This is a genomic window from Mesobacillus sp. MER 48, from assembly GCF_023714225.1.
Lineage (GTDB): Bacteria > Bacillota > Bacilli > Bacillales > Cytobacillaceae > Mesobacillus > Mesobacillus oceanisediminis_A.
Window position 1 is genome coordinate 198,953 of sequence record NZ_JAMAUR010000002.1, and the last position, 24,795, is coordinate 223,747.

The 24,795-nt window shown below is 41.0% G+C and carries 27 protein-coding genes; 19 read left to right on the forward strand and 8 right to left on the reverse strand.

The features are described 5' to 3' along the window. Positions 1–26 precede the first annotated feature (26 nt). Complete coding sequence (locus M3593_RS07235; RefSeq protein ID WP_144474620.1) at positions 27–641, forward strand: TetR/AcrR family transcriptional regulator; 615 nt, start codon at positions 27–29, stop codon at positions 639–641. 43 nt (positions 642–684) lie between these two features. On the opposite strand, the gene M3593_RS07240 is transcribed toward M3593_RS07235, so the two are convergent. Both M3593_RS07240 and M3593_RS07245 read right to left on the reverse strand, forming a co-directional pair. Beyond that, positions 685–2,175: a potassium/proton antiporter gene (locus tag M3593_RS07240; protein WP_144474621.1), complete on the reverse strand. Its 1,491-nt coding sequence runs from the start codon at positions 2,173–2,175 to the stop codon at positions 685–687. Positions 2,176–2,187: 12 nt separating this feature from the next. Next, on the reverse strand, positions 2,188–2,742 hold the full coding sequence (locus M3593_RS07245) for a tyrosine-type recombinase/integrase (RefSeq protein WP_144474622.1): 555 nt from the start codon (positions 2,740–2,742) through the stop codon (positions 2,188–2,190). 145 nt (positions 2,743–2,887) lie between these two features. Between M3593_RS07245 and M3593_RS07250 the strand changes: the two genes are divergently transcribed. Continuing rightward, the gene (locus M3593_RS07250; protein ID WP_251544042.1) at positions 2,888–3,358 is read left to right on the forward strand and encodes a hypothetical protein; all 471 of its coding nucleotides are present in this window, start codon (positions 2,888–2,890) and stop codon (positions 3,356–3,358) included. Positions 3,359–3,418: 60 nt separating this feature from the next. On the opposite strand, the gene M3593_RS07255 is transcribed toward M3593_RS07250, so the two are convergent. Beyond that, positions 3,419–5,212, reverse strand: a complete 1,794-nt coding sequence (locus tag M3593_RS07255; protein WP_144474624.1) for a methyl-accepting chemotaxis protein — start codon at positions 5,210–5,212, stop codon at positions 3,419–3,421. Between the two features lie 454 nt (positions 5,213–5,666). On the opposite strand from M3593_RS07255, the gene M3593_RS07260 reads away from it, so the two are divergent. The 5 genes from M3593_RS07260 to M3593_RS07280 all read left to right on the forward strand — a co-directional run bounded on the left by M3593_RS07260 (position 5,667) and on the right by M3593_RS07280 (position 10,817). Further along, positions 5,667–6,449, forward strand: coding sequence for a TerC family protein (locus M3593_RS07260; protein WP_144474625.1), 783 nt, complete (start codon positions 5,667–5,669; stop codon positions 6,447–6,449). 225 nt (positions 6,450–6,674) lie between these two features. Further along, entirely contained in the window at positions 6,675–7,979 is a 1,305-nt protein-coding gene (locus M3593_RS07265) for a hemolysin family protein (RefSeq protein ID WP_144474626.1), read from the forward strand. Between the two features lie 247 nt (positions 7,980–8,226). Beyond that, positions 8,227–9,174 carry a YsnF/AvaK domain-containing protein gene (locus M3593_RS07270; RefSeq protein WP_251544040.1) on the forward strand — a complete coding sequence of 316 codons (948 nt, stop codon included), beginning with the start codon at positions 8,227–8,229 and terminating at the stop codon, positions 9,172–9,174. A 248-nt stretch (positions 9,175–9,422) separates the two neighbouring features. Beyond that, positions 9,423–10,133 carry a GDSL-type esterase/lipase family protein gene (locus M3593_RS07275; protein ID WP_144474628.1) on the forward strand — a complete coding sequence of 237 codons (711 nt, stop codon included), beginning with the start codon at positions 9,423–9,425 and terminating at the stop codon, positions 10,131–10,133. 117 nt (positions 10,134–10,250) lie between these two features. After that, on the forward strand, positions 10,251–10,817 hold the full coding sequence (locus M3593_RS07280; RefSeq protein WP_144474629.1) for a M15 family metallopeptidase: 567 nt from the start codon (positions 10,251–10,253) through the stop codon (positions 10,815–10,817). Positions 10,818–10,867: 50 nt separating this feature from the next. Here M3593_RS07280 and M3593_RS07285 read toward each other — a convergent pair whose 3' ends face one another. The 3 genes from M3593_RS07285 to M3593_RS07295 form a co-directional block, all read right to left on the reverse strand. Further along, positions 10,868–12,100, reverse strand: coding sequence for an NAD(P)/FAD-dependent oxidoreductase (locus M3593_RS07285; RefSeq protein ID WP_144474630.1), 1,233 nt, complete (start codon positions 12,098–12,100; stop codon positions 10,868–10,870). Positions 12,101–12,356: 256 nt separating this feature from the next. Then, complete coding sequence (locus tag M3593_RS07290) at positions 12,357–12,776, reverse strand: pyridoxamine 5'-phosphate oxidase family protein (RefSeq protein WP_144474631.1); 420 nt, start codon at positions 12,774–12,776, stop codon at positions 12,357–12,359. A gap of 86 nt (positions 12,777–12,862) precedes the next feature. Further along, on the reverse strand, positions 12,863–13,102 hold the full coding sequence (locus M3593_RS07295; RefSeq protein ID WP_144474632.1) for a hypothetical protein: 240 nt from the start codon (positions 13,100–13,102) through the stop codon (positions 12,863–12,865). A 456-nt stretch (positions 13,103–13,558) separates the two neighbouring features. Between M3593_RS07295 and M3593_RS07300 the strand changes: the two genes are divergently transcribed. From M3593_RS07300 to M3593_RS07350, 11 genes are all read left to right on the forward strand, one after another. Further along, positions 13,559–14,290 (forward strand): protein-glutamine gamma-glutamyltransferase, encoded by a 732-nt coding sequence (locus M3593_RS07300; protein ID WP_144474634.1) that lies wholly within the window; start codon positions 13,559–13,561, stop codon positions 14,288–14,290. A gap of 199 nt (positions 14,291–14,489) precedes the next feature. Next, positions 14,490–15,962: a UDP-N-acetylmuramoyl-L-alanyl-D-glutamate--2,6-diaminopimelate ligase gene (locus M3593_RS07305; RefSeq protein ID WP_144474635.1), complete on the forward strand. Its 1,473-nt coding sequence runs from the start codon at positions 14,490–14,492 to the stop codon at positions 15,960–15,962. Between the two features lie 200 nt (positions 15,963–16,162). Beyond that, entirely contained in the window at positions 16,163–16,462 is a 300-nt protein-coding gene (locus tag M3593_RS07310) for a metal-sulfur cluster assembly factor (protein ID WP_186326633.1), read from the forward strand. A 154-nt stretch (positions 16,463–16,616) separates the two neighbouring features. Next, complete coding sequence (locus M3593_RS07315) at positions 16,617–16,982, forward strand: hypothetical protein (protein ID WP_186326634.1); 366 nt, start codon at positions 16,617–16,619, stop codon at positions 16,980–16,982. 148 nt (positions 16,983–17,130) lie between these two features. After that, the gene (locus M3593_RS07320) at positions 17,131–17,229 is read left to right on the forward strand and encodes a YjcZ family sporulation protein (RefSeq protein WP_079508178.1); all 99 of its coding nucleotides are present in this window, start codon (positions 17,131–17,133) and stop codon (positions 17,227–17,229) included. A 26-nt stretch (positions 17,230–17,255) separates the two neighbouring features. Next, positions 17,256–17,390 (forward strand): YjcZ family sporulation protein, encoded by a 135-nt coding sequence (locus M3593_RS07325; RefSeq protein ID WP_144474637.1) that lies wholly within the window; start codon positions 17,256–17,258, stop codon positions 17,388–17,390. Positions 17,391–17,639: 249 nt separating this feature from the next. Further along, the gene (locus tag M3593_RS07330) at positions 17,640–18,167 is read left to right on the forward strand and encodes an RNA polymerase sigma factor (protein ID WP_144474638.1); all 528 of its coding nucleotides are present in this window, start codon (positions 17,640–17,642) and stop codon (positions 18,165–18,167) included. Further along, positions 18,151–18,768 carry a YhfM domain-containing protein gene (locus M3593_RS07335; protein ID WP_144474639.1) on the forward strand — a complete coding sequence of 206 codons (618 nt, stop codon included), beginning with the start codon at positions 18,151–18,153 and terminating at the stop codon, positions 18,766–18,768. The genes M3593_RS07330 and M3593_RS07335 overlap by 17 nt, the downstream gene beginning before the upstream one ends. Positions 18,769–18,903: 135 nt before the next feature. Then, a complete protein-coding gene (locus M3593_RS07340; RefSeq protein ID WP_144474640.1) occupies positions 18,904–20,196 on the forward strand; it encodes an ABC transporter substrate-binding protein in 1,293 nt (430 codons plus the stop codon). A 136-nt stretch (positions 20,197–20,332) separates the two neighbouring features. Continuing rightward, positions 20,333–21,325 (forward strand): carbohydrate ABC transporter permease, encoded by a 993-nt coding sequence (locus tag M3593_RS07345; RefSeq protein ID WP_144474641.1) that lies wholly within the window; start codon positions 20,333–20,335, stop codon positions 21,323–21,325. Beyond that, positions 21,322–22,191, forward strand: a complete 870-nt coding sequence (locus M3593_RS07350; protein ID WP_144474642.1) for a carbohydrate ABC transporter permease — start codon at positions 21,322–21,324, stop codon at positions 22,189–22,191. Before M3593_RS07345 ends, M3593_RS07350 begins: the two co-directional genes overlap by 4 nt. Positions 22,192–22,231: 40 nt before the next feature. Here the strand turns inward: M3593_RS07350 and M3593_RS07355 are convergent, their stop codons facing one another. Together M3593_RS07355 and M3593_RS07360 are read right to left on the reverse strand one after the other, a co-directional pair. Continuing rightward, positions 22,232–22,468: a hypothetical protein gene (locus M3593_RS07355; RefSeq protein WP_144474643.1), complete on the reverse strand. Its 237-nt coding sequence runs from the start codon at positions 22,466–22,468 to the stop codon at positions 22,232–22,234. A gap of 171 nt (positions 22,469–22,639) precedes the next feature. Further along, complete coding sequence (locus M3593_RS07360; protein ID WP_144474644.1) at positions 22,640–23,092, reverse strand: YkvA family protein; 453 nt, start codon at positions 23,090–23,092, stop codon at positions 22,640–22,642. Between the two features lie 284 nt (positions 23,093–23,376). On the opposite strand from M3593_RS07360, the gene treP reads away from it, so the two are divergent. Beyond that, the gene (treP, locus tag M3593_RS07365; protein ID WP_251544037.1) at positions 23,377–24,783 is read left to right on the forward strand and encodes a PTS system trehalose-specific EIIBC component; all 1,407 of its coding nucleotides are present in this window, start codon (positions 23,377–23,379) and stop codon (positions 24,781–24,783) included. Positions 24,784–24,795: the final 12 nt, after the last annotated feature.

Genomic DNA, 24,795 nt, shown 5'->3' on the forward strand with positions numbered 1-24,795 from the left:
ATTAGCTGGAAATAGAGGTAACGGAAATGGCGCCAATTGTTTCAGAGGAGTACAAGGAAAGGAAGCGGCAGGAGATTTTGCAGAGTGCCCATGCCTGTTTTGCCAAGAAAGGGTTTGAAGCATCAACTGTGGATGACATTGTCGCACAATCTGGCCTGAGCAAAGGGGCGATCTACAATTATTTCAAAAGTAAGGATGAAATCTACCTTGCCCTGATGGATGGCCAGACTAGAGAGTCAGGCACAAAATTCGCGAAGGCAATAGCAGAACGATCGACTGCTTTGGAGAAGCTTGATTTTCTGGTTGATGCCTATCTGGGTAATGACCCGAACGATGCTGAGAACAAGGACGAGGCACTTGTTCATTTCGAGTTCAGGCTTTATTCAACACGAAATCCTGAATTAAAGAAAACATTGACGGAGAGATATAAAAATTTCTTTGTTACTTTGTTAGCAGGCATTATTGAGGAAGGGCAGGGATCGGGAGAATTTGATATTCATCTTGATCCAGCCACTTATGCGGATATTTTTTGGGCGATGGTAAATGGAGTCACATTACAGGCGACAATTCTTGATGGGTATAGATATAAAAACACGTTAAAAGAAATGCAAGCGATGTTCGTCGAAAAACTGAGGGCATAATGAAAAACCAGTGGGGCAAAATCCCACTGGTTTTTCAATTAACTCAAGAGTTTTCTGGACTGATTGATTTTTCCTTTAAAAGTTTTTTTAACTGGGGTTTATTTTTCCTGGCAGACAAGATGTAAAGAAAATCCCCTGCCAATATGGCTGTATTTCCAGTAGGAGCTGTCAGTTTACCATCACGGATAATGGCATTTACCAGTGTCCCTTCCGGAAAGGGGATATCCATCAAAGTTTTTCCTATGATCGCACTATCACTTTCCATCTCATATTCTATCATTTCAGCATCGGCTTTTCCAAGGGAAACTAGTTCAAGTGACTGCATTGGTGTCGTTTTCTTGGGTCCGTTTAGTCCAAGTTTATCCGCTAACTTTGGAATCGTGGCACCTTGAATCAGGGCGCTTGTCAGTACGACGAAGAAAACAACATTGAACATCTTATGGCTGTTTTCAATCCCGGCAAGTAACGGGAAGGTGGCCAGAATGATCGGAACTGCACCTTTAAGTCCTGCCCATGAAAGGAAAATCCGTTCTTTTTGGGAGTAATTCATTTTTATTGTTGAGATAAAAACGGCTACAGGTCTAGCCACAAGCATTAGAATCACAGAAATTAGAAGACCCTGAATTAAAATATCCAGACTGAATAGTTCTGTTGGAAATACAAGGAGTCCAAGGATGACAAACATAAGGATTTGCATCATCCAGGCGAACCCTTCTGAAAAACGGAAAATGGAATGGCGGTAAGCAATCTCAGCATTTCCGATTATGATGGCGGCAACGTAGACAGCAAGCAGACCACTTCCATTCAAAAACGCTGTTAGTCCATAAGTCAGCAGAGCAAAAGCTGTTGCGAAAACTGGATACAGACCGCTGGAATCAAGGTTGATGGAGTTCAGGGCTTTAACAGCGATTCTTCCAAAGATTATTCCAAGAATCAGGCCCAGTCCCATCTGCAAGAAAAAGTCCCCAATCAATTTTAGGATACTTGCATCAGGTAAGGTAATTAGTTCAATCATTGCTACTGTTAAGAACACAGCCATCGGATCATTAGAACCTGATTCGGCTTCGAGTGTTGAACCTAGTTTTGGAGAGACATTGTGACCCTTCAGGACAGCAAAAACAGCTGCAGCATCAGTGGATCCAACGATCGCACCAAATAATATCGCTTCTAGCCAATCAAGTCCCAAAATCCATTTTGCAGCAATAGCTACGATACCCGAGGTGATCAACACTCCAAGCGTTGCAAGTGATAAAGAAGGTACGATCACCGGCCTGACGTCTTTCCAATTTGTTTGCAGTCCGCCTTCAAATAGAATGATGACGAGAGCAATGACACCGATCATTTGAGTCATTGCTGCATTATCAAAATAAACAATGCCAAGGACATCGCTGCCCATGATCATTCCTACCATGATAAAGAAGATAAGTGAGGGAACACCCAATCTGGTTGAAAATCTGGTCGTTAATACTCCGACAATAAATAAGAAAGCCAAAAGTAAAATAAACGAATCGGTACTTAGAACACTTTCATTCAATGAAAGACCCCCTTATAAATTAATATTTATTGTGACTGTAACTGGCTGCTGGTCCAATCCGATGAAATGCATCGTTTCAGATGAAGATGAATGCTGAAGTCTTTTCTGGATAAGAGAAATGGCAACACCCTGGGAATAGGCATGGTAACCAAAGGTCTTTCTGAGAGTGGTCATTCCAACAGGTTCCATGATCCCAGCCTCTTTTGCAGCTGCATTGATGATTCGATATGCTTGCTGTCTTGTTATAGGTTCTGAAGTTTTTCTTGATTTAAAAAGATAATCCGTACTAATTAGGGAATTTTCATTTAAGTATCTTTTAAGAACCTTCCTAATTAATGCATTTAAATAGATAGGAGGATTGGTGTAATGAGGAATTGAAAGAAATTCTGCTATTTTTCCTTCTTCGTTGCAGACATCATGAACACGAAGGCTCAAAAGTTCCTGAAGCTTGATGCCGGTATTTATCCCCAGCAAAAAAAGACTGTAATCCCTGGTTGAATGTGCTTCTAGATATCTCTTCATTTGTTCAATCTGATTTTTTGATTTTATGGGGCTTACTGCATGCATTGTTCCACCTCCTTATGTAACTTAATTATACCCTATTTCAGGTTGTGTAACATATAAAATGCTTAAAAAGAGTTTTTTTTATTTAGCTTTTCCTAAATGGTATAATGAACAGAATCAAAAATTTGTCCTTAATCTGGAGGCAATTATGCTGACTTTTGAACAAAAACTTTCAATTATTGAATCTTTTCCGGAACTGGAACGGAAAAATGTATCTTTGGGCCGTGTTAACTTCCATTATGAAGATAGCATCTATGACAAGAAAAATGTTGTATACCACTTACATCCAAATGGGAATGGGTTTGTCTATGGAGAATTTTTAGAGGGATATGACCTTGATCCTAAGGGCATGGTGAATATTCGCGAATTTACTGCGGAGAAGCTTAAATCGATCATTGAACTTTCAATTGAGTCCCTTTCACCTAACAGTACCATTGAATCAGCCATCATAGAGGACAATGAGGAAGAACGCTGGGTGAATACAGAAAACCACACACTGATTCTTGTCCATGAAGATGATATGTGGAATGTGTATGCCGGACTGAATCTGGACGGTACCTTTCTTTCTTACAATGAAGCGAAACAATATTTAGAAGAAGAAGGATTCAGGAAAAGATAAAAAGGATGCCCGCAGGCATCCTTTTTACTTTTTATCATTCCAATAAGAATTAACAGAAGCTTATAATTTAAATCTGCCAGTCAACTTTTCTAACTCTAATGCTGTTTGTTGGAGCACTTTAGTTGTTTCATTCACATTTTCAGCTATTCTCAACTGGTCCTGTGTTGATTGGTCTGTCTGGCTTGTACCTGCGGCAATTTGCTGGGATGCCTGTGAGACAGTATCGAGTGAGTTTGTGATTTGTTCGATTGCAATGACCTGCTGTTCAATCGCGGAAGCAATATTGCTCGAGTTATCTTCGATCTCCAATGTTGTTTCATATATTTCTTTCAGTGTATCTTTGGCGTGAATCGAAAGGTTTTTATTGAATTGAACAGCTTCTTTCGTCTTGATGATGTAATCTACTGCATTACGTGTATTTTGAACATTCTCATTAACAATGGAAATAATTGTTGAAGCTGACTTCGCACTCTCTTCAGCAAGTTTCCTGACTTCATTTGCGACCACTGCAAAGCCTTTTCCATGTTCACCGGCCCTTGCAGCTTCTATAGCTGCGTTTAAAGCCAGCAGGTTTGTCTGGTCAGAAATTGTGTTGATGATTTTAACAAACTGGGTGATTTTGTCGGACTGTTTTTCAAGTTCTGTTATGATATCAGCCAGCTGATTTGTATTCTCATCAACTGCTTCCAGTCCCTCGAGCATTTCATCAATTCTCTTCGTGCCTTCTCTGGAGGTCGCAGTTGAATTTTTGGCGATGTAGCTTGCCTGTTGTGCCGAGGCGTTGATTTCCTCGATTCCTGCATTGATTTCTTCCAAAGTTGCCTGCATTTCCTCTATATTGGCATTCTGCTCCTGTGTGCTTGCAGCTGCCTGTTGGTTCGCTGCAGTCAATTCCCTGATGGCTTCTACAGAACTTGAAGCTACCTTGGATAACCCCATAGTTTCAGTGGATACTTCCTTTGTACTGTCCTGAACCTGTGAAACCAAAGTACGGAGTGAAGCAGTCATCTTATTGATGCTATCAGCCAGTGCGCCGATTTCATCCTTTGAACGGACCTTTATGTCATCCTGTGACAAATCGCCATTTGCAATATTTGATGTCAGGTTTTTTATTTTATCCAATGGCGTAATCAGTCTTGAAACCAGGAAATACATTGCTGCGCTTGAAAGAAGCAGGATTATGATGGACAGGATCCAAATTCCTGCAACTTCACCATTGATCTTTTTATTTATTTGGGAAACATCAAACTCGACCCCGTATAATGCGATTGTTTTTCCACCCATGTCATTGATTGGGGCAAATCCGGTCATTTTTTCCCCAGTATCCGACTTATATATTTCAGTTGTCGTTCTTTTGTTTTCCTTAAAAGCCTCTACTGCGGCCCGGTCAAATGCTTTTCCGCCTGAATATTGTGAACCATATGTGAGCTCATCCGTCATCATTGCAGAACTCATAGTCGGAATTATGAATTTGTCACCATCCATGGTGATTAAATAAAGATTATGTATTAAAGGATTCTCCTTCAAAATTTGATCCATTTGTTTTTGCATTGAGGTGACACCAGGATTGTTTTTAGATGGATTGCTGATGATGGTCTGTGCTTTACCGACTGAAACCTGATCCGACAACAAGCTTGAAAGCGTAGTGAGTTCGGCTTCCATTGAGTCGAAATTGCTGGACTTTATCGTATGCTGGGCATAGAAAGTTGTAGCCATTGCAAGGACAAGTATTGAAATGATACTTAAAGATACAATTTTCAGCTTTAAACTCATATTTCTGTTAAGCAGTTTTTTGCCTGGCTTTTTCTGTACTGCTGTCTTTTTGACAGAGTTCTGTCTTTTCTTAAAACGCAATTTGTCCACTCCCTCTTTTCTACATAGACGAAAATATCGTTATTGTTATTTTCGGCAAATTTCAAAATTTGTTAAGCAAAAAGTACTATTCTGTGAAATGTTTATTACATGTTTTCTATTGATTGCTGAATATGGAAATGTTCTCAGGGACCGAGACCCTATTCGACCCACCTGAAAAATTCATGTTTGTTAATATAAGCCTTGTAAATTGACTAATAACAGATGCTCCAATATATTTAAGTTAAGAGGATCATCCTTTTTAAAGGGGAGTAGCTGTCACAATAAAGTCGTCATGCCGAGATGGAAATCTCCGGCTTTATTGGCAACATGACGTTGTTAGCAAGACCTTTACTGGAAACGGTAAAGGTCTTTTTCTATTTGATTCAGCCCTTTGCCATTTGAGGCAAGGGTTTTTATCGTTTGCCGCGGATGATTCGGAATGGAGGAGTAGAAAATGGAATTTACTTTGTTGCTTGAGTATGGCTGGGTACTGCTTGTGCTTATATTTATGGAGGGGCTTTTAGCGGCGGATAATGCATTGGTGCTGGCGATCATGGTGAAGCACCTTCCTGAAGATAAACGTAAAAAAGCCCTGTTTTATGGCCTCGCAGGAGCATTCGTATTTCGATTTACATCATTATTTGTTCTTTCTTTCATGGTTGATATATGGCAAGTTCAGGCTATTGGGGCATTGTATCTTTTGTTCATGTCATTAAGCCAAATTATTAAAAAACTGTTCCCTCATGAAAAAATTAAGAAGGAAGTCAGGACCCAAAAAAGGGAAAACAAAAGCGGCTTTTGGATGACCGTACTGAAAGTGGAAGTAGCCGACATTGCCTTTGCCATCGATTCGATTCTCGCAGCAGTTGCATTGGCAGTGGTGTTGCCAGAAACTCCAATCCCCGATATCGGCGGAATGGACGGTGGTCAATTTCTTGTCATATTTGCGGGCGGCATGATTGGAGTGATCATCATGAGATTCGCTGCGAATATGTTCGTCAATCTGCTTGAAAAAAGGCCAGGTCTTGAAATTGCTGCATTTGCAATCGTCGGCTGGGTTGGGGTGAAACTGGCAGTATTGACCTTATCTCATCCGGCACTGGGAGTAATCAATCAGGATTTCCCTCACTCGACATTATGGAAGGTGATTTTCTATGCTGTTCTAGGCGGGATAGCTGCTGCTGGATGGTTCCTATCCAATAGAAGGGTTGAAAAGACCTTTAAAAAGGCATCATAATCAAATATAACATCCATCGGCAATTAGGGAATTGTTCAAGATTTGCTGATATATTGCGGTGCAATATCGAATACTAGGATTGTATTGATTCATGTTCTTTCTATATAATGCGTTAGTTGCTTAACATACGGGTATAATTTAAAAAATGATTTCATTTGGGTAATGAAATTTTGGAGGAAATGTTGGTTAGGAGGTGAATGCCTTACTAAATGTAAGGCTTGCCCATTGATTATTACGAACTTGCTGTTAGTTATCCTTTTGATTGCATTAACCGGCTTTTTCGTTGCGACAGAATTTGCGATTGTAAAAGTCAGGAGTTCAAGGATTGATCAACTGATTGCTGAAGGAAGGAAAGGTGCACAGTCTGCCAAACATGTGATCACGCATCTCGATGAATATCTGTCCGCCTGCCAGCTGGGGATTACGATTACAGCCCTTGGGCTTGGATGGTTAGGGGAACCGACAGTTGAAGCGCTGCTCCATCCCGTTTTTGAAAGCTTTCATCTAAATGCGTCATTATCTGGTCTTTTATCGTTCGCAATCGCCTTTGCTTCGATTACCTTTTTGCATGTAGTAGTTGGGGAGCTTGCCCCAAAAACGGTTGCCATCCAAAAAGCAGAATCAATAACCATGGCATTTTCAAAGCCGATCATCTTGTTTTATAAAATTATGTACCCCTTCATCTGGGCGCTGAATGGATCTGCCAGGCTTCTTGTTGGATTATTTGGTTTAAAGTCAGCCTCAGAACATGAAATAGCCCTTTCAGAGGAAGAGCTTCGGATTCTTTTATCTGAGAGCTATGAAAGTGGAGAAATCAATCAGAATGAATTGAACTTTGTAAACAATATATTTGAATTTGATGAACGGATTGCCAAGGAAATCATGGTTCCGAGAACTGAGATTGTTACGTTTGACATTTCTGATGATATTGAAAAAATTATCAATGTGATCCAGCAAGAAAAATATACTCGTTATCCCGTAATCGATGGTGAAAAGGATAATGTAGTAGGTATGATCAACATCAAGGAGATACTCACAGCCAAACTGACACAAAAAGAGCTTCAAAAAGAATCGATTTTATCGTCATTTATTAAACCTGTCATCAGAGTGATCGAGACAATACCTATCCATGATTTGCTCGTGAAGATGCAAAAAGAGCGCATCCACATGGCTATCTTGATTGATGAATATGGCGGCACATCAGGACTCGTGACCGTTGAAGACATACTGGAAGAAATCGTTGGTGACATCCGTGACGAATTTGATGTAGACGAAATTGCGGAAATTAGAAAAGTGAAAGAAGACCATTATCTTTTCAGCTCAAGAGTATTGATTGATGAGGTGAATGACCTACTAGGCATCCATATTTCCGAGGAAGATGTCGATACCATTGGCGGCTGGTTCATGACCAAGAATATTGACGCGATAATTGGAGATGAGATCGAGGAAGAGGGATATCTTTTCAAAATCATTGAAATTGATGAATACCATATTGCCTATTTAGAGGTGACAAAGTTAGAGGAGGAATGAAAACCGGTGTAATCCGGTTTTTTTCTTTTTATTTAGTTGTGGCTCAGCGCTTGTCGTGGCTGTATGATGAGCTTGACACTTTTTGTTCCTGCAAACAGTCATCTCTTAGAAGATTCTTCTTCCCCTGCTTTTTCGGTGGTGGCTAATTTTGGTATGTTCTAAATTGTTTGAGGGGTTGGTCGTGCAGGGTAAGAATACACTACCGGTGCAGCCGGATGTAACTCACATTGAATTGGAGGAATTTAAAATGGCTAAAAAAGTAGTTGGAGTTTACGATAATCAAACAGAATTAATTGAAGCGATTGAAGAGTATAAAAACAATGGATATGCTGTTCAGGATTTTTCCATCATTGGGGACACAAATGACATTACCACTGCACTAGAAAGCAGGACAGGTGTAACGGCAGAAACTGTCGGAACAGATCATGATGATCATAAAGAAGGAGGATTCTGGCAGAGCCTGATGACTGCATTCGATGCTGACCGAAATCTCGGCGGCAATGAACCATCTATTTCAGACCGTCTTGTAGGGCTTGGATTGACAGATGACTCTGCAAGGGAATATGAAGCGGATGTACGAGCTGGCCGCATCATTCTATTAGCGGAAACCAATGCTTCCGGCCTTGATCTTGAAGACAAGGGCTATGCTACGGACACATCATTAACAGGAAATTATGAAGGTAGGGGCACATCAGTCACTGGAAATTATGAGGATGCGGACGAACAAACATTGAAATTAAGGGAAGAACAGCTGGATGTTTCCAAGGATCGCGTCCAGACAGGTGAAGTAGAGGTACACAAAGAAGTAGTTGAAGACCAGCAAAAGGTTAACATTCCAGTTTCCCGTGAGGAAGTATATATTGAAAGACGGGATGTGAATGAGGCCGCTTCTGGCACTGACGCTACAATTGAAGATGATGAAACAATCCGTGTACCGATCATGGAAGAAAAAGTAGAGGTTACGAAGAAACCTGTTGTTTCTGAAGAACTTGTCATCGGCAAGCGGGAAGTGACTGATACTGAACAGGTTGTCGAAAGTGTCAAGCGTGAGGAGGCTTATCTTGATGCTGATGACGACAGGATCGTGGATGATGCTGACCTGAACCGCAATAAGTTAAGAAACGATACTGATCTTAATCGCAATGAGTTAAGAAATGATACTGATTTGGATCGTGACGGTTACAAAAATCGATAAGAAGATAAAAAGGAAAAGACGCCTCAAGGGGCGTCTTTTCTGCGTATTGAGGCGACTGACTGTACGCCACATCGTACATTTCCATAATGGAGTGTCAGTCGGCTTACACAATTCAGCTCATCGCTTGATTAATATATCATTTAAAAGCATAGGTTAGCAAGAGGAAATTTCAGGGAAGACACTTTAGGTTTCAGGTACAGTACCAAAGGGGTAAGAAAAAGGGAAAACAAACAGAGAAGGGAAACATCATGAAAACCAATCGAATTCTAATAACACTAGTTGTTGTAATTGCACTGCTGGCAGCAGTCAGCGTTTATGGAAACACACAAGTAAAGGACGAGGATGAAAAGCTGGTAATTGCATTTGGCGACTCACTTACGTATGGGTATGGAGATGAAAAAGGATCAGGTTATATCGATACATTAAAAGTGAAATTAAATAACCAGAACAAAGAAGAATTCAACTTTGACAACGAAGCAATTTATGGCCTGGAATCATCAGGGATCCTTACCCAACTGTCTGATGTCGGGATAAGAGGGGAACTCGATGAAGCAGACTATTTTATTCTTTTTATTGGTACGAACGATTTGATCAACAGCAACGGCGGAAACTTGAAAAACCTTAAGCACGAAGAAATTGCAATAGGTAAGGAAGACTATATGAAGAACCTGAATGCCATCATCAGCATTCTGACTGAACAAAATGAGCAAGCGCCAATCCTGCTGCTTGGACTTTATAACCCATATCCTGACAGCAAGGCAATAGAGACTGTGATTGATGACTGGAATAATGGAATCAATAAAATGATAAAGGACGAAAAACGGATTGTTTACATTCCTACCAATGATTTGTTTAAAGGGAAAAACAAAAAACAATATTTCAGTGATTCCCTCCATTTAAATGATAAAGGGTACAAGCTGGTCTCTGATCGTATTTTAGAGAAATACCAGTTCGAATAGAATTGGCTGCCTGGCAAAGTAATTGCCAGGTTTTTTCAATTTATCTATCAATGAAACCTGATGTCGTTCGAATTCGTAATATAATAGACTGAAAGACTTACTGAAAGGACTTTTGCCGTGAAAAAAAAGCTGTTTGGGAATGCATCCGTTACTTTCTTGCTGATTTTGGTGGTGCTCCTGCTATATTATCAGTTCCTGACCAGGCCGGAAATCAATGAAGACGTTCCCTTGCCAGTGGAACTCCATCCAGTTATCTTGGAGAATAAGGAGGCTCTGATTCAAAGAGCGTCTGATTTAGGAATCAGGGTCATTGTTACAGATGGATTCAGGAGTTTCCAGGAACAGGACTCTTTGTATGAAAAGGGCAGGACGGCAGACGGCCAAATTGTCACCCATGCAAAAGGCGGGGATTCTTATCATAATTTTGGACTCGCAATAGATTTTGCTTTATTGGATAAACAAGGTAAAGCCTTGTGGGATACTGCCTACGACGGGAATGGAAACGGAAAATCTGATTGGATGGAGGTAGTTGCCATTGCCAAGGACCTTGGATTTCAATGGGGTGGAGATTGGAAACATTTTAAAGATTATCCGCATTTGGAAATGCGCTTTGGACTGAAGATTGATGATTTGAAAAGAGGAAAGCGCCCTCCGGAAAAATCACTGACAGCATCACAAAAATAAACAAAGCATCGGGTACCGTTCACAGTGAACTGCTCCGATGCTTTTGTCTGTTATTTTTGATTGGAGACAGTGGAAACCTTTGAATAAGGCTTTCCAATCTTAAGGAACTGCCTAATGACGAGGCCAGGCCCACCGAGCACGAAGAGATAGCGCGCCTCGATGACTTGTTTCATTAAGGCAGCAAATGAACCTGAGATTTTCAAACCAAAGACTTTTCCTACGGCCGCCTTATTACCAATGGACGCTACTGTTCCTTTATGGTGGTAAACGAAAGTTTTGAGCGGTTCACCCCTCAGGCTGGCAATTATATTTGGGCCGCATAGTTCTGCCTGCTGTATGGCCACCTGCGCAGTCGGAGGCAGGGCGTTTTTCTCATCCTTCATGAATAAGGCGGCATCCCCGATACAAAAGACATTTTCAAGTCCTTTTACCCGCAAATATTCATCGACCGGAATGCGTCCTCTTGAAATGGGCAGGTCCAGTTTTTCCAGGAGGGTATTGCCACGGACACCGCCAGACCAGATCAAAGTCCTGGACGGAAGTACTTCTCCATTGTCAAATTCAATGGAAGTTGGAGAACATTCTAGTATTTTTGTAGATGTCATTAATTCAACGTTGTTCTTCTTTAAATAATTCGTTGTAAAATCAATCGCTTCTTGATCAAACCCTGGCAGAACGGTTGGAGAAGCTTCGATATTGATGATTCTTGTTTCAGATAATGGAATATCATATGTGCGACAAAGCTTTGGCAAAGCTTCAATCAGTTCGCCAACCATTTCAATACCGGTAAAGCCTGCCCCGGCAACCGCAAATGTAAGTCTTGAAGGATCAGAATCTTCTTTGTAAGCAGCCATCTGTCTGAGAACATGGTTGTAGATGGCTTTAGTGCTCCTGAAGCTTTTAATTTTAAACGCATTTTCTTCTACTCCAGGGATACCAAAAGTAGCAACATCAAAACCAAGGGAGATCAGCAAGTAGTCATATTCAATTTCATCTCCAGAATCCAGGCGGACCTTCTTTTCATCAAAGTCAACATCTTGTACGGTTCCTTTTTTGAACTGGACCTTATTTGTCTTGAGGAGGTCAGGGATATGCAATGTAATTTTATCGTCCGATGCAGTACCTGCACCTGTTTTATGAAGTTGGGTAGAAATATAATGGTAATCATGTTTATTGATCAATGTTACTTCAGCTTCGCCGTTCCTTAGAGATTTCTCAAGTTGGCGGCTTGTAATCAGTCCGCCATATCCAGCGCCTAATATGACTATTTTGGGAGTCTTCACTGTATTTCCTTCTTTCTGGCTGTTTATTGTGAAGTAATTCACAAGAAAGGGCAAAAAAATAAAACTTGCAGTTGGTTTTTAATACCCTTTTGTGAAATATTTCACATTGTTTATACCAATAGAATACAATAATCCTATTTATATATCAAGTCTTTTCATGCTGCTATTTTTAACAAAAGTTTGAACAAAATTCTTGATTCTGCCGCACATATACATAAAAAAGAGAGAGGGTACTTTCCCACTCTCCATCGGAAGTTTATAATTTCAATACTTCAGGCTCGCCATTGTCATTCATCAGCCGGATTGTTTCCGGCTTAATTTCTAAGATAATGAACTCGGGATCATTTGGACTTTCTATCCATTTCTTCATTCTTTCGTTCCAAAATTTATCCTTTAAGCTTTGTTCTTCCCGGATTGCAGCTTTGCCCTGCACTTCGATATAGGCGTCACCCATTCCTTCGCCTTCGTAGCCAAGCAGGATGTGGACATTGGCATTCTTTTCAATCTCTTCAGCTTTATATGTTTCCTTGCTGGTTGGGGTGTAAATTGTCAATTCTTCATGGAAGAAAGTCATATAGCGTGTGTGTGGCTTATTATCCACTACTGTCGCAAGGGTTCCTACCTTTGACTCACCGAGAACATCTTTGATTTTTTCCTTCAAAAGTTGTTGGTTCATATAGTTTCCTCCTTTTTGTTCACCTTCTTACTATTCTCTTTTTTAGCAGGGATAAACCAAACAGCCCTGGAATCCCAGGGCTGTTGTTATAATTCATTATCAATATCAACATTGTACTTCTTCTCACTTGAGGACGAATCCTTTGTATGATGACCGTCCTTTTCTTCTTGCTTTTCCTGATTGAGGTCTTCCATCGGAATCGTGTCTACTGTCAATTCACTTTTGTATCGATCATGGAGGCTTTTCGTCCGGGTTTCATACTGTTCCGGGTTGTCCATATTTTGAGTATTATCTACTGGTATAGGCTTTTTATCATCTTTTTTCATAATTTCTCACCTCACTGATTAATTCTTACGGGTATCGCACTTAAGGCCTACTTATCATTTTTCGACTCTTCCTGAGGTTTTACTGGATCCCTTTGAGGCTCGATATCCTTTTTGTGCGCTTGCTTATTCTCCTGTTCTGGTGAACCATCATTGTGTTTTTTTCTGGCATGATAAAACCTCCTTTTAATTGAAAATACCCTTTCATACCAATTTAAAACAAACTCCACTGTGAGCAGGGAAGCCCTCATACAAAATGGATAAAGGCAGCACCCATTAAATACCTCAAAGTACAACCGAATGATTTTCATAAATGCGGGGTACGGAATTGACCAGTATTCACCATAAACAATTAAATCGTGAATTCCAATTAACCACCCTGTCCAATGTCTTTTGTGCCAGGAAACTTCATATAGTTAGAATGTATGTTTAATTATTTGGATATGGAGGGGGAGCGTGATGATTATCATCCGGTTTCCAGATGCTGCAGGCAAGCAAAAGCTGCAAAATCTGTCTGGGAAACAGAGGGAAATATACGACCATCTGGATCATAGCCTGACTTTGTTTGAGTTTGATTCAACCTTTCAGCTCCTATTTGAAATCAGGCTCAGGGAAAATATCATTGAAGCGGCACTGAAACTGAAAGATGCTTCGGTGGCCTTCACTTCATTCAAATACTCTAAATTCAATCCGATTTATTGGACAAAAGGACCAAGTGGTTATCTTTTGAATCCAAATGTACGGCCGTCTGATGCCATATCTGATATTTTTAACAATGGGCAGGAGTATGGGTTTGAATGCTCTACCGCAATGGTGATCATTTTTTATAAAGCAGTCCTTGAATCCATCAGAGTGGCGGATTTTAACTATTTATTCAGGGGGCTGCTTGTATGGAACTGGAATTATGACCCTGATTTAGCCATCATCACCTTGGAAGGGAGTGAGTTCATCCCCGGCGATGTCGTCTATTTCATGAATCCCGATTTCGAAATGCCCATCTGGCGAGGCGAAAACGCGGTTGTTCTGGGAAAAGGGCTATACTATGGGCATGGAATTGGAATTGGCACGGCGAAGGAAATGATCGAGGCACTTAACACCCTTCGGAAAGAAGGCTCGACAACATCTGCCTTTATGCTGCAGCAACATAGCAGGCTGAACTCGAAATACTTGTCCCAGTTCTCCGACAGATAATCCCAGAAAACAGTAAAAGGCTGGCTGTATTGCCGGTCTTTTTTGCTGCTCCTTTCTGCTCATTTTTTTTAAAGCGATTTCTTATACAATTTACGAGGCATAGTTTTAGAAATTGGGGGAATATAAAAAGAGACATATTCTATACGTTTCTAGGTTCCGAATGTGGAATTTATAGGCAGTTAAAAAGGGAGTTTTGGAAATGAGATTATCAAAAGTACTTGAAGCCCTCGGCAACAGTTTGAAAAAATACATAAACGATGCAGATCCTGAATTGACAGGTATACAAATGGATTCACGCAAGGTGAAGCCTGGGGATTTGTTTGTTGCGATTTCTGGTTTTCAAATTGATGGTCACCAGTTTATTCAAGAAGCAATTGAAAAAGGTGCTGCTGCCGTTATTGGAGAAAATGAGCTTGAACTTGCTGTACCGTATATCCAGGTATTTGACAGCAGACTGGCTCTAGGGAGAGCTGCAAGTACTTATTATCAACATCCGTCAAGGAAGCATACAGTGATTGGCATTACAGGCACAAATGGAAAAACGACGGTTTCTTATATATTAAAGCATATTCTTGAGCATGCCGGCAAAAGCTGTTCTTTGCTCGGAACGGTGTCTTATATTATAAATAATGAAGTGTACAAGCCTTCGAATACTACTCCGGATGCTTTGCAAATCCAGGAATTAATGGCAGCCAGCAATGATGAATTTGTTGTTCTTGAGATATCATCACATGCCTTGAAGCAATATCGTATTGAAGGATTGGAACTGGATTACGGATTGTTCACGAACCTTTCCCATGACCATCTGGATTATCATCCGACGATTGAGGATTATTTCGAGGCAAAAACACTGATGTACAATTACATGAAGCAAGAAGGTTCAGCAGTTGTCAGCATGTTGACCGAGTGGGGAGAAAAGCTGGCCGATCTATTAAGTGCCAAGGAAATCCCTGTCTATTCAATGGGGAATCACGAAACAGATGATTTGAAAATAGAGGATATCAGGCTGAATGGTTCGACAAGGTTTGATGTCAAGATGGGAGGGATTGTCTATTCTTTAAGTTTCCCTTCTCCTGGTCTCCATAATGTCTATAATGCTGCAATGGCCTTTTTGACAGCAATAAAAATCGGCATTCACCCTGATGTGATCACTGATGCATTAAAGACGTTCCCTGGTGTGCCGGGGAGGTTCGAAATGATTTCACATCCAGAAGGTGCAACATTCATTATTGACTATGCCCACACGCAGGACGCGATAGAATATTGTCTGCATGCGGCACAAGAACATGATGCTGTGAAGATAAAGCATATATTCGGGTTTCGCGGAGAGCGGGACAAGACGAAGAGAGAGCATATGGTAAAGACGTCTGCGGCCATGAGTGATGAATTCATTTTGACATTCGATGACTTGAACGGCGTTTCAGAAGATGAAATGGAGAATGAGCTGAAGGAATTGAATGAACGGTTTGGGATGAAAAAGGGAAGGGTAATCACCGACAGGACGATTGCGATCCAGGAAGCTTGGGAAAGTGCCGGGATGGGTGAATGGGTCCTCATCACCGGCAAAGGACCCGAGGAATATCAGACCATATATGAACTTCCCACATCTTCCGATAAAGAGACGCTGTTATACTTACAAAAACAGCAGGATAAAGAAAAAATAATCGGTTGAACAATCCGCAGGCTGAGTAGTTACAGCCTGCGGATTTATTCTTTTAAAATAAACCTTTTTGTAAGGAAATGACACAAATTAGCCTTTTAATCATGACAATAATATGAAATGTGATGTGATTAACTCCAAATTTTTTCCACCATCTTTTATCATATAAGTAAGTATTATAAGGCATGACTTTGCGGGAGGAGGTACTCAATATGGATAAAGTGGATATTTATAAAATGCTCGAAGAGGTAAAAGAACCAATGCTGGGAGTCGATATTGTGAACCTTGGCCTTGTCTATGAAGTCAGTGTCAAGGACGATCGTGATGTGGAAATCGTGATGACCACCAGGAATGAGAACTGTATGCTTGCTGACTATATCGCCCTCTCTGCTAGGGAACATTTGACAGACCAGATAAAAAACCTGGAGCATATCGACATCAAAATGGTTTCCGCCCCAAAATGGACTAAGGATCGCATGACGAGATATGCGAAATTTTTACTGGATCTTTAACATAAGTGAGAAGATTGCAGCTTATATTGCGATCTTTTTTTGTTTCCATTCTACAAAAGTTATCTTGGAATTTCTTCCATACCCCAATATAAGTTTACTTTTAAACGAATTGTCTTTTAGAATGTGAGTTGGGGGAAAAATGGAGGCATTAATTATGATTTATAAAAAAATATCAGGAATCAACTTGTGGAAATTGAACAGGACATTAAAGAAACTGGCGTTTGCAAGGATGGAATTGGAGAAACAGATGAGGAAAGAATTGATCGTCGTCCTGCTGGAGCCGAAAAAGGATAATGTGCTTTCCAGTCCGGAGGAGAGACAGGAAATTGAAAGGGCAGTGCTGGAATTAAGCGGGTTTGAGACATTGAGGATTTGCCTGCTTGAAGACTGCAAGCCGGTATACAGGGAAAAACTGACGAACAATGGAATATCAAGATGGCTGGAAATACCGGTGAAGCCGTTGATTACATATGAGTTTTTGTATGCGAACGAGGAAGTCCAAATGCAAAAAATTGGATAGCAACAGGCAGAAAGAGAACCTCCATGGTTCTTTTTTTTATTGGCATTTTTTAAATATTGAATTGGGCTAGTATTTTTTTTGGTGTTTAATTGCACAAATGTCCCGGGTTGAATAGGATATAGGGACACAAAAAAAGGAGGTTGTTACGATGTCAGATGGATGCGGCTACGGCGGAGGTTTTGCTTTGCTTGTTGTTTTGTTCATTCTTTTAATCATTATCGGAGCGTCTTGGGGTTTCGGTTACTAAAGTGAACTTCAATAGGAGGTTTTAAAATGTACGGATATGGCGGATGCTGTGGTTATGGCGGCTATGGCGTAGGAGGAGTTGGATACGGCAGCGGATTTGTATTGATCGTTGTGCTGTTTATCCTCTTGATTATCGTCGGCTGCTCATGCTATCGCTACTAATGATACTCTAGCGTCTTGGTCAGTTACGACAAGCGCCTTGAGCGATAAGTGATCGATGTTAGTGATAAAAAGGTGTTTGAGCCATTGGTTCAAGCACCTTTTTCATATTATCGGACACAATTTTGGTTATATAGCACGATGAAAAAAATATAAATTCCTGTTATTTTTAGATAAATTAAAAATATTCCGAAAATAGTGTTGCTTTTTTCGTGCTTGTTCGTCTAACTGTTTGTAAAAGGGGGGAGAAATTTGAGCGATTATTACAACATTCATTTCCAAAAGGTATATGAGGAATACAGTGATAAGGTATTCGGCTATCTGTTGCTATTGACAGGGAAGAAGGAAGTCGCGGAAGATTTAACCCAGGAAACTTTTCTAAGAGTGTACAAGAACATTAACCAATTTAATGGAGACTCGCAAATTTTCACATGGCTGGTGAAAATAGCACGGAATGTGGCGATTGACCACTTAAGAAGGGGAAGAAGGCTGCGGTTTTTTTCATTGGACAAGTATGCGATCCAATCAAGTCAGCCTTCTCCGGTAGAGATTATCGTAAAAGGAGAAAAGACATCGCTTCTTTACAAAGCAATCAAAGCATTGAAGCTAAGTTACCAGGAAGTGTTGATTTTAAGGAAGATCAAGGAATTTTCAATTAGGGAAACTGCCTTGATTCTTGGATGGAGCGAAAGTAAAGTGAAAATCACCACTTCCAGGGCAATGGCCGCCCTAAAAAAAGAGTTGAAGAGAAGAGGGGAACTAATTGAGGAAATCATTTGAACTAGAAGATAGCTTCAGGAATCTAAACCAGATACCTAGGTCGGAAATTCAAAAAAGGAAAACCTATAATACTATCCTCCAAAATGGAAAGCCAGGAAGACAGCTGAACTACATAGTAAAACACTGGACAGGCAGTTTCCTGACATTTGTGATGGTCCTAGCCTGTGCAGCATTCCTTTTTACGGAAGTCCAAACTCCAGCATATGATGGCCAAACTGCTTCTAATCCGGCACAAGTCTTGGCGACAAGCGCTCCTGTCATAACGTATCTCACCAAATCGGATTCGGGTGACCTTTTTAATCTGCACTCGAACCTGACTAGAAAAGGAGTGACCATTATTGATGATCCTTCCTGGATGGAGACACTGAATAGGACTCTCAATGGGCAAAGCAGCGTAAAGGAGGTCAAATCCCTGGATCAAGCGTATGATATATTGGTGATTTATGAAAACCGGAAGCCGGATAAATGCAAATTATGGATTGACGGTGATAAGGTTTATATCAAAAAGATTAAAGAACAACGTATATACAAAATTGAAAAAGATAAGTCGGAAAAAGTCATTGCGATGATCAGAGACATGGAAGAACAGGTTCAGTTTTGAGCCTGTTTTTTATTTTTTGATGATCCTTTTGTCTTATATTTAAAAAAATATCGAAAAAAAGTTTAGAGACCCGAAAAAGGTGGTAAAAGTGAGGTTGTACTTATTAATCAACTTGAATATACAGGAGGATCAGAGATGAAGAGAGGTCTAGCATTACTTATTGCAGCAACCATGCTTATCGGCTTGCTGGCTGGATGCTCAGGGGAGCAGAGCGGAGAAGCAGAAAAAACGAAAGACGGGAAAGTCATTGTTGATTTCTGGACATTCTGGGGATCAGAAACACGTCGTCCGATCATCGAAAAAATCATTGATGATTACAACAAGTCCCAGGACAAAGTTTTTGTGAAGCACACATTCCTGCCATGGGGTGATATTTGGACAAAGAACCTTGCATCCGTTGCTGCAGGAAATCCAGCAGATGTCATCGTTAATGATATCAATACTGTTGCCCAGCGTGCTGAAAACAAGCAGGTTGAGGATTTAAGCAAGTATGTTGATGATTCATTCAAGCAGCAGTTTTATCCTCATCTTTGGGATACAGTCGAACATGAAGGAAATACATACGCAGTACCATTCAATACTGATACGCGTCTTCTTTTTTATAACAAAAAAGCTTTCAAAGAAGCTGGACTTGATCCAAACAAGCCACCAGCAACCTGGGCTGAACTTGAAGAATATGCTCAAAAATTAGATGTGAAAAATGGCGATAAATATGATCGCGTTGGATTCTATCCGCTGTGGGGAAGTGTCGGCGCTTCCAGCTGGATGACGAACGCAGATGATGGCAAAGGCTTCATTGAGGATGGAGAGCTGGCAATCAACACTCCGAAAAAAGTGGAAGCACTAAATTGGATTCTTGATTGGAAAGAGCGTCTTGGTGAAAGTACAGTACAGGCTTTCCAGGCAGAATTCGGCAGTGAACAGTCAAATCCTTTCATCGCAGGAAAAGTTGCGATGTGGGTTGATGTAGGCACATTCTATACACAATTACGTGATTATGGTCAGGATGTTGAATTTGGCGTTGCACCAATTCCAGCCAAAGAAGCAGGAGCGGGGAATTGGGCAGAAGGCGGCGGTTTCGTCGTTGAAGTACCAAAAGGTTCCAAGCATCCAAAAGAAGCCATGGACTTTATTAAATATTTGACAGATGTTGAGGCCCAGAAATATTGGGCTGTCAAAAACTATGACAATGTAGCGAATATTGAAGCAGCTGAAGCAGCTCTGGAAGAACTCGAAGGGCCGGATAAAATGGTTTATGAAGCTTCAGTCAAAAATCTGGAACAAACAAAGATGTTCCCGGTACCTGTTGAGTATCCAGATTATCAGAGCAGATTGAACCCGCACATCGACAATGCCTTATTAGGAAAAACAGCTCCTGAAAAAGCATTGAAGCAAGCGGAAGAAGATATTGAAAAAATGAAGAAGTAATGTAAGAAAAAGAGAAGGCGCATTCCGCCCTTCTCTTTTTGATAAGGTTCTTTTGTCAAAATACTAAAAAGATGGTTGAATTATTTTTTCTGAATTATCGTTTTCATTTATATGCAACAAGGGGGTTTAGGAAAGTATGAAGTCATCGGAAAGTACAATAGTGCACACAAAAGCTGGGTCAAAAGTAATAAGTGAACGTAAAGCTGCCGCAGCAACCCAACGTAAGGGCCTCAGCAAGAAAGCGAAAGATAATCTGGCTGGTTACTTATTCATTTCCCCATGGATCATAGGATTTCTCGGGCTGACTCTGGGCCCATTGCTGTTCAGTCTGGCAGCAAGTTTCACAGATTACAATATTACCTCGAAAATGAATTTCATCGGTTTGGAAAACTATAAACGCATGTTTACAATGGACGATTTATTCCGCACTTCTCTTTTTAATACCATTTATTATGTTGTTTTCTCGGTACCATTGACCACTGCGGGAGCGATTATTCTGGCCGTCCTGCTGAATCAGAAGATCAAGGGGATGAAGTTTTTCCGGACAATCTATTATCTTCCGGCGGTCTTATCCGGTGTAGCAGTCTACTTTCTCTGGATGCAGCTTTTGAGTCCTTCGACTGGCCTTGTGAACACAATGCTCGGCTGGTTCGGCATTGATGGGCCGGCCTGGCTGTTTGATCCTGAATGGACCAAGCCTGCATTGTTATTGATGAAAATGTGGAGTGTTGGCGGAGGAATGCTATTATACCTGGCCATCATGCAAGGGGTATCGCCTCAAATGTATGAGGCGGCAGACATTGAGGGAGCTTCGCCATGGCAAAAGTTTTATCATATCACATTGCCAATGATTTCTCCGATCATCTTTTTTGATGTCATCACAAGTACCATTGGTGCTTTCCAAATCTTCCAGGAAGCATATGTAATGACCGAAAACGGAAGTGGCGGCCCTGGAAATTCCCTATTATTCTATAATCTGCATATGTGGAACAACGCCTTTGAGATTTTTAACATGGGTTATGCGTCCGCAATGGCATGGCTGTTGTTCATCATTGTAATGATCCTGACGGCAGTGAATATGAAGCTCGGGAAAAGATGGGTGCATTATGAAGGGGGTGACGGCAAATGAGTTCAACGACAGCCCCAAAATTTCATGAGACTAAGAAGTTCAAAGATAGGGTAAGACATACATTTGTGACGCTGTTGCTGATTGCCGGCAGTACGCTGATTTTACTGCCATTATGGTGGATGATCTCGACATCATTGAAATCACCTGCTGAGATTGCGCAATATCCCCCGACGTTTTTTCCTGAGGAGTTCAATTTCAACAATTATATCGAGGCCTGGCAGACTGCGCCTTTCACTCGTTGGGCTTTGAATACTCTTTTCCTTGCGACCGTCGGAACCATCGGAAGTGTAGTTGTTAACTCATTGGTGGCTTATGGCTTTGCGAAAATTAAATTCAGGGGCAGGAATGCTTTATTTGTACTGGTTCTCTCAACCATGCTTATCCCCGGATTTGTGACGATGGTGCCGCAATATATCCTTTTTTCAAAACTTGGCTGGGTGAACACATACTTGCCTTTGCTCGTTCCAGCATTTCTTGGCAGTGCTTTTTTCATATTCCTGCTCCGCCAGTTCATGATGGGGATTCCGAATGAACTGATCGAGGCGGCCGTACTTGATGGAGCGGGCCATTTGCAGATCTGGTGGCATATCATGCTGCCACTGACAAAGCCCGCTTTGATTACTGTAGCAATTTTCTCTTTCAATGGTGCATGGAATGACCTGTTGGGACCACTGCTGTACATCAATGATGAAAGCATGTACACCTTGCAGATTGGTCTGCAAACCTTCAAAGGTACTGTCCAGACGCAGTGGCATTATTTGATGGCAATGTCTGTCACGGTATTGCTGCCAGTTATTCTGTTATTCTTCTTTTTCCAAAAGTACTTCATAGAAGGCTCGAATATCTCATCCGGAACAAAGGGATGAAAAAAAGGATGCTGAAAAAATTCAGCATCCTTTTTTGAGGTTAATTTGTTACCGGGCAGGTGGTTAGCCATACGCCAGAGACACAGGTTCTGTAACCATTATAGTAGGCATATTTTGTGCATTGCCAGCATGTATAGCCCTCAGGATTTATATCGGTCTTACTTTTATAATCCTCTGTTGGACTGGTATTCCTGTTTGGATTTTGAGCAGAAGAGGCAATGACAGAACCAGAGAAAACAAGCAACAAAACAAAGGTCAACATGAATAGCTTTTGCATGATTCTTCCCCCTTATTTTTCAATAGCAGATAGTAAACTTTGTAAAAAAATTACTATTACTTTAAGGTACGGAATAGATGATTGGATTAGAATAGGACAAAATGTTTATTCGCCAAAAACCATCTTTTGTACCAGGAATTTTCCCAAGAAAAAAAGCCCGTAAAATTCGGGCTAGTTCAGAGTTGGCGTGTTGCTTTCATGTGGGGTCTCTTCTATGATGAGATGATTTGTACCCTGATTTTCCTTCCAGAGACTGAATTTTTCCAAATCGTTGGTGATTTGTTTCAGAACAAATCCAATCACGGCAGCATCATCGACTATTCCAAGCCCAATCAGGAAGTCTGGTATAAAATCGATGGGAGATACAAAGTAAATGATTGCGGCAATGATGGTCACTATTGATCCAGTCGGTATTTTTCGGTATTCTCCACGCCGCCAGGCTCCGACTAATTCGAACAAAAGCTGGAGGTTGTCCCAACTTTCAGCAAGGACCCCTTTGTTCTCATCAGCCTTTTTGCCTGCATCCTTTAAAAGAATATCCGTTTTTTCTGGCCGCTTGATATACTCTTTAGCTTTTGATTCAAATCTTTTATAGCCTTCTTCAAATTTTTTTGTACCTAACATGAAAAAACACCCTTCCGTCTCAGTTTCATTATTTTATATTTTTACCCTTAGATAACGGTAATCAAAACAAAACTGTTATCTGGTAATATTTTTCACAAGCAGCTGTCATCTTGTGATGGCGGTTTTTATTACTGTTTTTGGGGAATGTAGAAGATGATTAAAATAATTGACTTATCTTGTATATACAAGTACAATGAGAGCGTAAACATGATGTATATACAAGTGTTTTGGTTCAAAGCAATTTTTTTATATTAAATGAAAACGGTAACAGGAGGAGAGAAACTATGGATCGCAAAGCAGTTGAACAAATTGTTGAGGCTGTGGGCGGCAAAGAGAATATCGCCGCGGCTACTCATTGTGTGACAAGGCTTCGTTTTGCTTTAAAGGATGAAGGAAAAGTAGACAAGGATCAGCTAGAGAATAATGACCTTGTAAAAGGGTCATTTTCTGCGAATGGTCAATACCAGGTAGTCATTGGCCAGGGTCTTGTCGATAAGGTATACGCTGAAATGGTAGCGATTACCGGAATAGGAGAAGCTTCAAAACAAGAAATCAAAGATGCGGCAGCGCAAAACTTGAATCCCCTGCAAAGGGCGATCAAGACACTTGCCGATATCTTCATTCCAATCCTGCCAGCGATCGTGACTGCTGGTTTATTGATGGGTATCAATAATATCCTGACCGGAAAGGATATCTTCTTTGAAGGTAAGGCGTTAATTGATGTGTATACTGGCTGGGCTGATTTTGCCAGCATCATCAATTTAATTGCCAATACTGCGTTCGTGTTCCTGCCTGGTTTGATTGGCTGGAGTGCGGTAAATAAATTTGGCGGAAGTCCGCTTCTTGGTATTGTATTGGGACTTATGCTCGTCCACCCTGACCTGCTGAATGCATGGGGATACGGAGCAGCAAAAGAAATCCCTACATGGAATTTATTTGGACTGACTGTTGAGAAAGTTGGCTATCAAGGACAAGTATTACCAGTATTGTTAGCTTCTTATGTACTTGCGAAAATGGAAATTTTCTTACGAAAGCGTATCCCTGATGCTTTTCAGTTGTTGACGGTAGCTCCGATTGCTTTATTGGTAACTGGTTTCCTGTCATTCATCGTGATAGGGCCGATTACTTTTGCGATTGGGAACCTGATTACAGACGGTGTTGTCGGAATTTTTGATGCAGCACCTGCACTTGGCGGTTTAATTTACGGCGGACTTTATGCACCGCTCGTTATCACTGGTATGCACCATACCTTCCTTGCGGTTGACTTGCAGCTGATCGGATCAATTGGCGGAACATTCCTCTGGCCGATGGTTGCACTTTCAAACATCGCTCAGGGCTCGGCTGCTTTTGCAATGATGTTCGCTGAAAAAGATAATGAGAAATTAAAAGGTCTTTCCATGACTTCGGCCATTTCTGCATGGCTTGGAATTACCGAGCCTGCCATGTTCGGTGTGAATCTGCGCTACAGATATCCATTCATTGCAGCAATCATCGGTTCTGCAATCGCGGGAATCGTCATCACGCTTCGTGGTGTTATGGCACCATCAATCGGTGTGGGAGGCCTGCCGGCATTCCTTTCAATCTTCACTGAATTCTGGGGTGTGTTCTTTATCGGAATGGGCATTGCGCTCGTTGTACCGTTTGTACTGACATTCATTATGGCAAAGACGAGAAAGAAAAAAGAAGCATAAGCAGCTAGATTA

Coding starts and splice junctions, on each gene's coding strand:
- treP (WP_251544037.1), top strand. CDS start 23,377: ATGGATCGCAAAGCAGTTGAACAAATTGTTGAGGCTGTGGGCGGCAAA.
- M3593_RS07350 (WP_144474642.1), top strand. CDS start 21,322: ATGAGTTCAACGACAGCCCCAAAATTTCATGAGACTAAGAAGTTCAAA.
- M3593_RS07320 (WP_079508178.1), top strand. CDS start 17,131: ATGTCAGATGGATGCGGCTACGGCGGAGGTTTTGCTTTGCTTGTTGTT.
- M3593_RS07340 (WP_144474640.1), top strand. CDS start 18,904: ATGAAGAGAGGTCTAGCATTACTTATTGCAGCAACCATGCTTATCGGC.
- M3593_RS07235 (WP_144474620.1), top strand. CDS start 27: ATGGCGCCAATTGTTTCAGAGGAGTACAAGGAAAGGAAGCGGCAGGAG.
- M3593_RS07315 (WP_186326634.1), top strand. CDS start 16,617: ATGATTTATAAAAAAATATCAGGAATCAACTTGTGGAAATTGAACAGG.
- M3593_RS07275 (WP_144474628.1), top strand. CDS start 9,423: ATGAAAACCAATCGAATTCTAATAACACTAGTTGTTGTAATTGCACTG.
- M3593_RS07355 (WP_144474643.1), bottom strand. CDS start 22,468: ATGCAAAAGCTATTCATGTTGACCTTTGTTTTGTTGCTTGTTTTCTCT.
- M3593_RS07270 (WP_251544040.1), top strand. CDS start 8,227: ATGGCTAAAAAAGTAGTTGGAGTTTACGATAATCAAACAGAATTAATT.
- M3593_RS07305 (WP_144474635.1), top strand. CDS start 14,490: ATGAGATTATCAAAAGTACTTGAAGCCCTCGGCAACAGTTTGAAAAAA.
- M3593_RS07250 (WP_251544042.1), top strand. CDS start 2,888: ATGCTGACTTTTGAACAAAAACTTTCAATTATTGAATCTTTTCCGGAA.
- M3593_RS07310 (WP_186326633.1), top strand. CDS start 16,163: ATGGATAAAGTGGATATTTATAAAATGCTCGAAGAGGTAAAAGAACCA.
- M3593_RS07325 (WP_144474637.1), top strand. CDS start 17,256: ATGTACGGATATGGCGGATGCTGTGGTTATGGCGGCTATGGCGTAGGA.
- M3593_RS07360 (WP_144474644.1), bottom strand. CDS start 23,092: ATGTTAGGTACAAAAAAATTTGAAGAAGGCTATAAAAGATTTGAATCA.
- M3593_RS07295 (WP_144474632.1), bottom strand. CDS start 13,102: ATGAAAAAAGATGATAAAAAGCCTATACCAGTAGATAATACTCAAAAT.
- M3593_RS07300 (WP_144474634.1), top strand. CDS start 13,559: ATGATTATCATCCGGTTTCCAGATGCTGCAGGCAAGCAAAAGCTGCAA.
- M3593_RS07260 (WP_144474625.1), top strand. CDS start 5,667: ATGGAATTTACTTTGTTGCTTGAGTATGGCTGGGTACTGCTTGTGCTT.
- M3593_RS07290 (WP_144474631.1), bottom strand. CDS start 12,776: ATGAACCAACAACTTTTGAAGGAAAAAATCAAAGATGTTCTCGGTGAG.
- M3593_RS07345 (WP_144474641.1), top strand. CDS start 20,333: ATGAAGTCATCGGAAAGTACAATAGTGCACACAAAAGCTGGGTCAAAA.
- M3593_RS07245 (WP_144474622.1), bottom strand. CDS start 2,742: ATGCATGCAGTAAGCCCCATAAAATCAAAAAATCAGATTGAACAAATG.